At 67.3% G+C, this 8,986-nt stretch carries 10 protein-coding genes and 2 pseudogenes; 8 read left to right on the top strand and 4 right to left on the bottom strand.

All coding sequences use genetic code 11. The annotated features are described in order from the left end of the window. The 3 genes and pseudogenes from MJ797_RS04265 to MJ797_RS04260 all read left to right on the top strand — a co-directional run. Positions 1–472 (top strand): annotated as a pseudogene (locus MJ797_RS04265) (IS982 family transposase); the annotation flags it as partial. Positions 473–699: 227 nt separating this feature from the next. Beyond that, positions 700–1,170: a type II toxin-antitoxin system HicA family toxin gene (locus tag MJ797_RS27385; protein ID WP_374581392.1), complete on the top strand. Its 471-nt coding sequence runs from the start codon at positions 700–702 to the stop codon at positions 1,168–1,170. Next, a complete protein-coding gene (locus tag MJ797_RS04260; RefSeq protein WP_239332026.1) occupies positions 1,139–1,357 on the top strand; it encodes a type II toxin-antitoxin system HicB family antitoxin in 219 nt (72 codons plus the stop codon). Before MJ797_RS27385 ends, MJ797_RS04260 begins: the two co-directional genes overlap by 32 nt. 154 nt (positions 1,358–1,511) lie before the next feature. On the opposite strand, the gene MJ797_RS04255 is transcribed toward MJ797_RS04260, so the two are convergent. Further along, positions 1,512–1,802: a hypothetical protein gene (locus MJ797_RS04255; protein ID WP_239332024.1), complete on the bottom strand. Its 291-nt coding sequence runs from the start codon at positions 1,800–1,802 to the stop codon at positions 1,512–1,514. Positions 1,803–1,832: 30 nt separating this feature from the next. Beyond that, positions 1,833–2,090, bottom strand: a complete 258-nt coding sequence (locus MJ797_RS04250; protein ID WP_239332022.1) for a hypothetical protein — start codon at positions 2,088–2,090, stop codon at positions 1,833–1,835. Between the two features lie 562 nt (positions 2,091–2,652). Here MJ797_RS04250 and MJ797_RS04245 point away from each other — a divergent pair. Further along, the gene (locus tag MJ797_RS04245; RefSeq protein ID WP_239332020.1) at positions 2,653–3,732 is read left to right on the top strand and encodes a methyltransferase domain-containing protein; all 1,080 of its coding nucleotides are present in this window, start codon (positions 2,653–2,655) and stop codon (positions 3,730–3,732) included. Positions 3,733–3,767: 35 nt separating this feature from the next. On the opposite strand, the gene MJ797_RS04240 is transcribed toward MJ797_RS04245, so the two are convergent. Then, a complete protein-coding gene (locus tag MJ797_RS04240; protein ID WP_239332018.1) occupies positions 3,768–4,304 on the bottom strand; it encodes a hypothetical protein in 537 nt (178 codons plus the stop codon). Positions 4,305–4,557: 253 nt separating this feature from the next. Here MJ797_RS04240 and MJ797_RS04235 point away from each other — a divergent pair, with 253 nt between their 5' ends. The 4 genes and pseudogenes from MJ797_RS04235 to MJ797_RS04220 form a co-directional block, all read left to right on the top strand. Further along, entirely contained in the window at positions 4,558–6,063 is a 1,506-nt protein-coding gene (locus MJ797_RS04235) for a helix-turn-helix transcriptional regulator (protein ID WP_239332016.1), read from the top strand. Positions 6,064–6,530: 467 nt separating this feature from the next. Next, the gene (locus tag MJ797_RS04230; RefSeq protein ID WP_239311404.1) at positions 6,531–6,941 is read left to right on the top strand and encodes a hypothetical protein; all 411 of its coding nucleotides are present in this window, start codon (positions 6,531–6,533) and stop codon (positions 6,939–6,941) included. Positions 6,942–7,196: 255 nt separating this feature from the next. Next, complete coding sequence (locus MJ797_RS04225; protein WP_239332014.1) at positions 7,197–8,021, top strand: alpha/beta hydrolase; 825 nt, start codon at positions 7,197–7,199, stop codon at positions 8,019–8,021. A gap of 144 nt (positions 8,022–8,165) precedes the next feature. Continuing rightward, a pseudogene (locus tag MJ797_RS04220) lies at positions 8,166–8,282 on the top strand (transposase); the annotation flags it as partial. 81 nt (positions 8,283–8,363) lie between these two features. On the opposite strand, the gene MJ797_RS04215 reads toward MJ797_RS04220, so the two are convergent. Further along, the gene (locus MJ797_RS04215) at positions 8,364–8,897 is read right to left on the bottom strand and encodes a toll/interleukin-1 receptor domain-containing protein (protein WP_239332012.1); all 534 of its coding nucleotides are present in this window, start codon (positions 8,895–8,897) and stop codon (positions 8,364–8,366) included. Positions 8,898–8,986 lie beyond the last annotated feature (89 nt).

Here is an 8,986-nt window from a genome sequence, read left to right as displayed (position 1 = left end):
AGACACCTCGCTGTGGAGCGACGACGTGTGGGTCCTCGACTCCACCCCCGTCGGCTGCGGCTGCTCGCGGGAGACCGTCATGCGTTCCGACCTGGCCGGGTGGGCCCAGTACGGTTCCTGTGCGTCGCACTCGCGGTATTGGTGGGGCCTGCGCCTGCACCTGGTATGCACGCTCGGCGGGCTGCCGATCCTGTTCGCGCTCACCGGCGCGAAGGCCGACGAGCGCGAGACGCTGCTGGACATGCTGGATGCCGCACCCACGATCGTTGCTACCCATCCCCGTCAAACGATTATCGAATCGATCAACCAGACCTTCAAGGGCCGGCGTGACCTGGAGCGACACGGTGGCCGCACGCCGGCCGGCGTGTCGCTCCAGGTGCTATCGCGAATCCTGGCGTTGACTGCGGCGATCTGGCTCAACGACAAGACCGGCCAGCCCGTCAAAAGATCTCTGGTCGCTTACGACCACTGACGGTGACGCCATCCCTTGGACTCAACCATCTAGGGCGAAGTACCTGGGCCGGGCCGCCGTCGCGATCGAGACGTGGAAAGTGGCAGCCGAGCCGGCCGATAGCCACGGATGTCGGCGTATGTCCACGGAAAAAATCAAGCCTGTGACCCGTACTGACGGACGTCAGCGGACATAGATGGACGAAGAGCACGGCAGCTCATAATCCGTCGATCCATCGCCCCATAGCTGTGGACGGCTTGGCGAAGGCTGCCGCGTCCTCGTTTGTGGTCAAGGTATGTCCGTCCTTCGAGGTATGTCCGTCCTTCGAGCGCACCGCGATCGACGCCGCTCCCAGATCCGTCAGGCGTGGCCCCAGGAGCCGACGAACGCCCGACGTGTCCACCAGTACCGCCCCGGGCCATGCCTGTGGCGGCAAGGAGGACTTCGGTAGCTTCACAGCTGTGAAGGTCGCTGAGATCCTTAAGGTGATCAAAGCTGGCGGCTGGGTACTCAGCCGTACCCGTGGAAGCCACCGTCAGTTCACGCATCCGACTAGGCGTGGAGTCGTCACCGTTTCCGGGAAGCCCAGCGATGACCTGCACCCCAAGACACGAGAAGCATCCCGAGGCAGGCTGGGTTGCGCAACGGCGCTTCGGCCGCCGATGACGCTCCTAGAGAGGACGAGCCGTGAGCAGCTATCTGATCGTGGTCGAGGGTGACGGCTCTACCAACTACAGTGCGTACGCTCCAGATCTTCCCGGAGTCGCAGCCACCGGCGACACTCCCGAGGAGTGCGAGGCCGAGATGCGTGAGGCCATCGCTTTTCACATCGAGGGCCTGCGTTTTGCCGGCGAGCCCGTGCCACCGGCAACAAGCCGTGGGGTGACGGTCGAAGTCGCCGCCTGACACGTCATTGGTCGCCTGCGAACGCGCGAACATGGTCCAGCCGTTTGGTAAGGCGGGTTCGGCGAGCGGCTCGGGGAAACGGGTCGGGAGCAATCCCGGCACCGCGCCCCGGGCCGACTCAACAGCCGGACCGGCCGGAGCCCCGCCTTGACGATCATCCGGAACCGCGCGCTCCTGCCGGGTCTGCCGAGGCCGTATCCACGCGCGTGGCGCGAACGGCGGCCAGCACGTCGGCGGCGGCTGGAGCATCCGGCCCGGCGTCGGCGCTCGCTGCGAGTTCGTCTTCCACCGCGGCGAGGACCTGCTGGTTACGGGCATACCGGGACTGTCGGGTGAGTACCGCGAGCAGGAAGGCCTGCAGTGACTGGCCTTGTTGACGGGCGTACTGCGCGAGAGTGTCTCGCACGTCTTCCGGTACGTCGCGTACGGTGACTGTAATGGTCATGCCTGCGTTATGCATGCAAAATGCAGGCGGTCAAAGTTGGGCCGCGGTCGAGGCCACGTCCCCTGCCGGTGTGGTCGTGAAGCGGGCGCCGTACCCTCGCGCAGGTCGGCCGGTCGCGGGCGCTTCGCGGAACACCATCATCAGGTCGACGTCGCTGTAGTGATCGACGAAGATTGCGTCCGCCGGCACTGTGACGAGGGCGGAGGAGACGTCGGATGCGATCGCTCCCGCCGTCACGATCAGCTTGTGATTCACCAGTGGTGGGCGCTCGACCCGTGACGCTGTCACGGCGCTCGGGATTCCGGACGGCACACCCTCTGGATCAGATGCAACAGATAGGCATGGCTTGCGGGCCTCCTTGCAAGGTCCGTAGCCAAGGCTCCGCCGGGTGTGCCATCGCCCGGCGGGACCGTCGCTACGACCGTTTGAACCCGCCCAGCCATTCCGCTTGCCGAAGCCCGTTACGCCGAGTATCGATCAGCACGGGAGAAGGAGGAGGGCCAACAAGCATCGCACGCAGCTGGCAGGAGGTCAAAGCCGAGGCGTACCGACGCAGCCTGGAGTCGGCTGCCCCCGCCCGACCGGCGTGGGCACGCGCCGCCCTCGACGCCTACGTCGCAGGTCATCACCTGTCTCGATACGTATCAGTCAGCCAGGAGATCGGCATGGGAAAACATCGCGGCGGAAACAGCGACGACTCGGGCGGCTCCGGTGGTGGCCGCCACCGCCAACCGCAGACCTGCGCACGGTGCAACGGACGCGGGACGGTCACCGTCGGAGGCGACGGCAAGGACGGCAACAGCGCGGGAGAGAGCAAGACGTGCGGGGTCTGCGGCGGAAGCGGGACAGTGTGAACCGCGCGGACTTCATCCCAGACGTGATCTGGACGTATGACGAGGACGGCTGGGCAATCCCCGTCAACCGCCACGACAACCCCAGGAAATGGCATGGCCTGGTCGACTCCGAAAGCTGGGTCATAACCCAGGTCGACGATGGGAAGCTACCAGACGGCAAGGGCCTGATCCCCACCAGCTCGTCCAGTGCTCTGGACGTCATGGCCCTGATGCTCAATCTCCTTGACGTGCAGACGGGCATGAACGTCCTGGAGATCGGTGCCGGCACCGGCTACAACGCCGCGCTGATCGCACAGCAGGTCACCCCTGGACGGGTGACAACGATCGAAGTAGACGAGGAAATCGCCGAGCACGCACGGCGGGCCCTTCACAGAACAGGCCTGCCCGTCAGCGTGATCACCGGAGACGGCGCCGTCGGCTACCCCGATAACGCCCCCTACCAGCGCATCATCTGTACCGCGAGCGCCCTGCACGTACCGTATGCTTGGGTCGAACAGACCCAGCCCGGCGGGAAAATCGTTCTCCCGTTCGTCGGAGGCTTCGGGCGCGGCGCTTTCCTCGGACTGACCACAGAAAAAGACGGCTGCGCGCACGGCCGATTCCATGACGGCGCGTCGTTCATGCGACTCCGCAACCAACGGGACGACAAACCACTATGGCGAGTTTTCAGCCCAGAAAGCGCGGCCTACTACGACGAAGATCTAGGCGATATCAGCGTCACCACGACCCGGAGTCTTCATACCGAACCGTTCACCGAGTTCGCCGCAGCGTTCGCACTCGGGCTCCTTCTACCGGGATGGAACGTCGGGCTCAGGCCCCTGGACGGCGTCGTACTCCTCTCACACGCTGCCTCCGGCTCATGGGCCACCATCCTTCCCGGCGATGACGAGCACCGGGTCTATCACCAGGGGCCCCGCCGTCTCTGGGAGGACCTGGACGCCGCCTACCGTTGGTGGCTCGATCTGGACCGACCCGACAACACCCGCTTTGGCCTGACCGTCACGCCCACAGGCCAGGCTCCCTGGCTCGACAGCCCCGGCAACACGCTTGCCCCCATCGGGGAACCGGCATCCTGACCAGGGCAAGCAGGCAGAGAAAAGATTGTCGCCAATCATCCATACGGTTTCAAGATAATCTCTTGGGCGTTGGGCTTCCCGGAGCCCGTCGTCGAACGTTCGAACTTTCGTGTGTGATGCCGTTCCGAGGCCGAGGAGCGGAGGGGATCGTGGATCGGGTCGCGCTCGCAGCGGTGGCCGACCCGCCGTTGGAAGGCCCGCCGGTACAGCGTCGTGGTGGCCGCTAGCAGCTCCACGGCGCGCACCGCACAGCCCGGGGCGTGCTGCTCCAGCACCGTCAGGAAGAAGCGCACCTGCGCGCCGCTGCCAGGGAAGTTGTCGAACAGCACCGTGTGCGCCATGCCGGCACTGGCAGTGGCCTCGACGTAGCCGCGCAGCGCGGTGACCACGGTGAAGTCGTCGATCCAGCCGAGCCGTTCGGCGCTGGTGGCCGTGGCCGCCAGAATGGTCTCCGGTACGTGCTCCCGCAGGCGGAAGACGGCCCGTCCCGGCACCTGGCACAGGGCAGCGGTCAGCGTCGTCTTACCGGCCGCCGGCGGGCCGAACACCGGCACAGCCAAATCGAGGGCCATGGGATAACCCCCCTTCGCGCGGGGATGCCGCCGGGAGGGCCGCCCTTGATGGCACGGCCGTCCAACCGGTGTCATCCCGGGTTCATTGCGGGTTGATGATCGAACGGCCTCAGCGTCTGCCGCCGAAAGCGGGGCGACTACACCGCGAAGCGGTGACCGGCATACGCGGGACGCATAGACCCTGCTACCGGTGGTGTTACCGTCGTGGTGTTGACCTTGGCGTTGGTGTTCGCGAGAGGGAGGCCGTCCGGCGATGACGACCGCGCCCCGCCTGCGGCACTGTTCACGCTGCGGCCATCGGCTCGCCGCCGACAACGCCGGGGCGATGTGCAGCCCCTGCCAGAGCGCCGCCCTCGACGCCCAGGCCCGGCCGCCGGCCGTCCCACCGGAGTTCTGGACGCTCGACCAGATGCGCGACGCCCTGGCTACCTGGCATATGGGCCGGGTGATCTATGCCTACCGCCACCACCCGCACCACGGCTACACGCTGCCCCAGGAACTGGTCGGCACGTGGCTCGGCCTGACCCAGGCCCAGCTCAGCCGCATCGAGAACGGCCGCGCCCCCGAAGAACTCAGCAAGCTCATCCGCTACAGCCAGATTCTCGGCATCCCGGCCGAGCTGCTGTGGTTCGACCTGCCCGGCGAACCGCGTGCCCGGCAACCAGCCCAAGCCCGTCCGCCGATCTTCCTGCCGGTCGTGGTGGGCGGCCGGGAGATCACGCTGCCCATCGACGCCGAAGTCGCCGAGACCGCCGGCCTGAACCGCCTGATCACCAGTGCCGGCCGTGCCTCACTGGAGCGCCGGGCTGCCCGCATCCTGCCCTTTGCCGGTGTGGACGAGCTGCGGCACATGGCCGCCGCGCTGGAGGATGCCCGTCGCTACCTGGACGGTTCGGTCGTCGGCTCCTTCGCCCAGCAGCTCGAGCGTTGCAAGGGGGACGACGGCCGGCTCGGACCGCTGCGTGTCCTGCCGATGGTGCTCGGCATCCTGGGCGCAATCCAGCAACACGCCCGCGACGTCCGGCCGGCGGCGCGGCGGGGACTGCTGGCGGTTGGCGCGGATGGTGCGGAGTTCGCTGGATGGCTGTACCGGGATTTACATGATCCGCTATCGGCGGCCTACTGGTACGACCGCGCCATGGAGTGGGCGCAGGAAGCCCAAGATGCCCCGATGCAGGCATACGTGCTGGTCAAGAAGTCGCAGATGGCCTACGACGGCCGCGACTTGGCCCGGACGTTGGCCTTGGCCGAAGCCGCCAGCCGCGTGTGCCCGGCCGCGCCGCCATCTGTCCAGGCTGAGCTGTTGCAGCAGGAGGCCCTGGCCCTGGCGACGCACGGCGAACCGCTGCCCGTGATCGAGCGCAAGCTGGACGCTGCCCGCATGGCGTTCGGTGAAACCGCGCCGGATGATGATGCCACCGGTCTGCATGTCGCCACCGCCACGCTGCAACTGCGTGCCGCCGCTGTCTACACCGAGGCCGGGATTCCTAACCGGGCAGCCGGGATCTTCGCGGACATCCTGGCGGGGAACAGCCTGTCCCGCCGCGACACCGGGCTGTTCGGGGCGCGTCGGGCGGCAGCGCTGGCCCTCAGCGGCCACCCGGATGACGCCGCCGCTGTCGGCCTCGACGCCTTGCAGATCGCGCGGGCAACCAGGTCGGAACGTACGACGGGCATCCTGTCGGACGTGGCCCGGACGTTGATGCCCTGGCGCTCCCGTCCGGGGCCGCGGGAGTTCCGGGAAGCGATGTTGGCGTAGCGAGTCGCGTATGTCCAGCTACCTGGGTGAGTTCCGTGGATGACTTCTGGTCAACAGCGCATACGGGCTGAATCCGAGGATGGGGCGCACTAGCCCGTTTCATCAACGGATGGCCAACTTGACTATTGTTTGCGTAATGCATCGGATCTGACACTCAGTGCATGGTCCAGTTCAGGTGTGGAGGGACTACCCAGCGCGGCACAAGTTGTAGAAATCGGGTCAAGGAGGCCGGTCTGCGCTGTAGGCATCACCCGTCGTGGTCATTAGTTCAGACTCGTCCGCGCCGCAGCACGGCACGCACACCAGCAGTGCCTCGCCCAAGAACCGCGTCATCAGCGCCGCGCCGTTCAGCGCCGCTGTCTCCGAGCCGTGAAGAGCTGCGGGTACGCTCTGCCGCCGAGGCGTGCATCGGCCTGATCGCCAGCTCCAGTCCTCAGGAAGTCGTCATCGGGCGCGCGACCGAGTACGTGAGTGACGAGACATGGCAGCGGCTTACTCGTAGCTGGTCAGGACGCCGGTGCAGTGCCCTTGCCAAGCTGGCACGGACCATCCTGGATGCGCAAGACCGGCTTCGGGAAGGGCTGGTTGAGGTCACCGACCGGACGCTTAAGCTGCTCAATCGCTCCTCCGTCGAGCGGCAGTTCGCGGCAGAACTGGTGAAGCGGCTGCCGCTGCCGGCGGTCGGCGAAAACTTGATCGCCGCCGCGCGGGGACTCCAGGTGACCGGCATCGTCGTGTGCGTGGCAGCAAGTCGCCCGCTGACAGAGTGCGCATGCTTCACCGACGTCGTGCGCGTGGAGGGCCAGGCCAAGGTCAAGTTTTTGATCACAGCCGGGATGGCGGACTGGGCGGGGTTGGGGACGATCGACGCCCGCTGAGTGCCCTCGTCGTTCTGCTGCGGCATGGTGCTCGGGGCGGAAGCGTCTGGCGCCTCTGCCACTGGTCCGCGTACATGAACAGCGCGACGGCAGCAGCCGCCGAGGAGATGACCTGGCTGTGCGGCAACGGGTCGCCGATGGCCTGCGGGTGCTGGACTGGGATCTCCCACGCGGCGACCGGCCTTGGCCAAGGCCGACTGTTCGCCAGAGGATGGCCATGGCCGACGACCGCGACGCCGAAGGAGGAAGGAGGCCATGCCCGTGCACGAGACCGTGACCTCGCTTCACACGCTCGATGGGCTGCACTTGGCCGCGACGCTGGCGACGCCGGAGGCGGCTGCGGAGCGCGCCGCGGTCCTGGTCCACGGCGGCGGTGTCACCCGTGAGGAGGGCGGTTTCTTCACCCGGCTGGCCGCCGGGCTGGCGGATGTCGGTGTGGCGTCGCTGCGCTTCGATCTGCGGGGGCACGGGGAAAGCGAGGGCCGGCAGGAGGAGCTGACGCTGGCGTCCATCCTCAACGACATCCGGGTTGCCGTGGCCACTGTCCAGGAGGCCACCGGCGTCGGCCACGCGACCTTGCTCGGCGCGAGCTTCGGCGGCGGCATCTGCGGCTACTACGCCGCCAAGTGCCCGGCGGACGTGTCCCGGCTGGTACTGCTCAACCCGCAGTTCAACTACAAGTGGCGCACGATTGACAGCCGGCCGTACTGGCACGACGATCACATAGACGACGAGGCTGCCCGGACGCTGAACGAGCAGGGGGCGATCACCTTCACGCCGACCCTCAGGCACGGCCGGCCGATTCTCAACGAGGTCTTCTGGCTGCGGCCGGACGAGGTCATCGGTGAGATCGCCGCGTCTACGCTGGTGGTGCACGGCACCAAGGACACCCTGGTGCCCATCGAGTCCTCGCGTGCCGCGATGGCCAGGTTCACGGCCGACGCCCAGCTGGTGGAGGTCGAAGGCGCGCAGCATGGCTTCGCCGTCCACGACGACCCGCAGTACCTCCAGCCGCAGAGCCAGGAGTGGCAGGCGTTCGTGATCCGAACCGTGGCGGAGTGGGTGACCGCCGGGGCATAGGGATTAGAAGGCGTTTGAGATTCTCTTCCCGGTAACCGTGGGTGATCCCAGGTGGGGCGCGCAATCTGGCCGCGAGGTGTGCGCTGGGCGTGCGTTCGCGGGGTTTCGTGACCTGGCGGGTGGTGATCGTGAGAGCTCTGGAGGATGTCGCGACAGCGTACCTATCCCTCGAATCTGACGGATTCTCCGTGGGCGTTGATCGCCCCGTTGCTGCCAGCCCCGGCGCGTCGAGGCCGCCGGGAGAAGCATCCTCGCCGTGCTCGTGACCTTGGCCGGGACTCACGATGCCCTGGGCGGACGACAGGTCGTGCCGCTGTTCCGTCTTCGCCACGGACGCCTGGCCTACCCCGAGCTGCCGGGCGAGCTGGGTCTGGGTGAGATCCGCCGCCCGGCGGATCGCGGACGGTCCCCCACGGGCGTAGTAGGCAAGCTTGGCGCCACGGCCGGCTTGCGCCGCCCCTGCGCGATCGCTGCCACCAGCCGGTCCCGCGCGGTCTCGTCGTCGACACCGAACAGGTCCACCGACACGATCTGACGCAACAACCCTGGCCGGTCGCAGTCCTCGACCCGCACCACCAGCAGCAATCGTCGCGCGCCCGCCGGATCGGCCGCCCACACCGCCTGCCACTCCTCCGTGGCAAACGCCGACCTCAGATAGGCGGCCGACAACACCACCACCGTGCGCCGATCACCAGCCAGCGCTTTCTGCATCTCACCGACGAAATGCGAGCCCGGCCCGAAATCCCACGCCTGGATCAGCGCCTCATGCCCGGCCGCCTCCAACGTCCACGCGACCCATTCCGCCCACCGGACGTCGACACCCGTATACGACACGAAGAAACGCTGCGGCGCCTCGATGGATCCCCCGTCGGCCATATCAGCAGCATCCCACTCCCAAGCCCGCCACCTGCCGACGACTCCCATGATCACCCATAAGCGGCCCGGACGTTCTCCCCGTAGTGTGG

The sequence above is a fragment of the Protofrankia sp. CiP3 genome (assembly GCF_917627345.1).
Classification (GTDB): Bacteria; Actinomycetota; Actinomycetes; order Frankiales; family Frankiaceae; genus Protofrankia.
This window is presented reverse-complemented; position numbering and strand designations above follow the sequence as displayed.

Bases quoted from the DNA above. Each gene is read 5' to 3' on its own strand.
- MJ797_RS04255 (WP_239332024.1), bottom strand. From the start codon at position 1,802: ATGACCATTACAGTCACCGTACGCGACGTACCGGAAGACGTGCGAGAC.
- MJ797_RS04240 (WP_239332018.1), bottom strand. From the start codon at position 4,304: ATGGCCCTCGATTTGGCTGTGCCGGTGTTCGGCCCGCCGGCGGCCGGT.
- MJ797_RS04235 (WP_239332016.1), top strand. From the start codon at position 4,558: ATGACGACCGCGCCCCGCCTGCGGCACTGTTCACGCTGCGGCCATCGG.
- MJ797_RS04225 (WP_239332014.1), top strand. From the start codon at position 7,197: ATGCCCGTGCACGAGACCGTGACCTCGCTTCACACGCTCGATGGGCTG.
- MJ797_RS04215 (WP_239332012.1), bottom strand. From the start codon at position 8,897: ATGGCCGACGGGGGATCCATCGAGGCGCCGCAGCGTTTCTTCGTGTCG.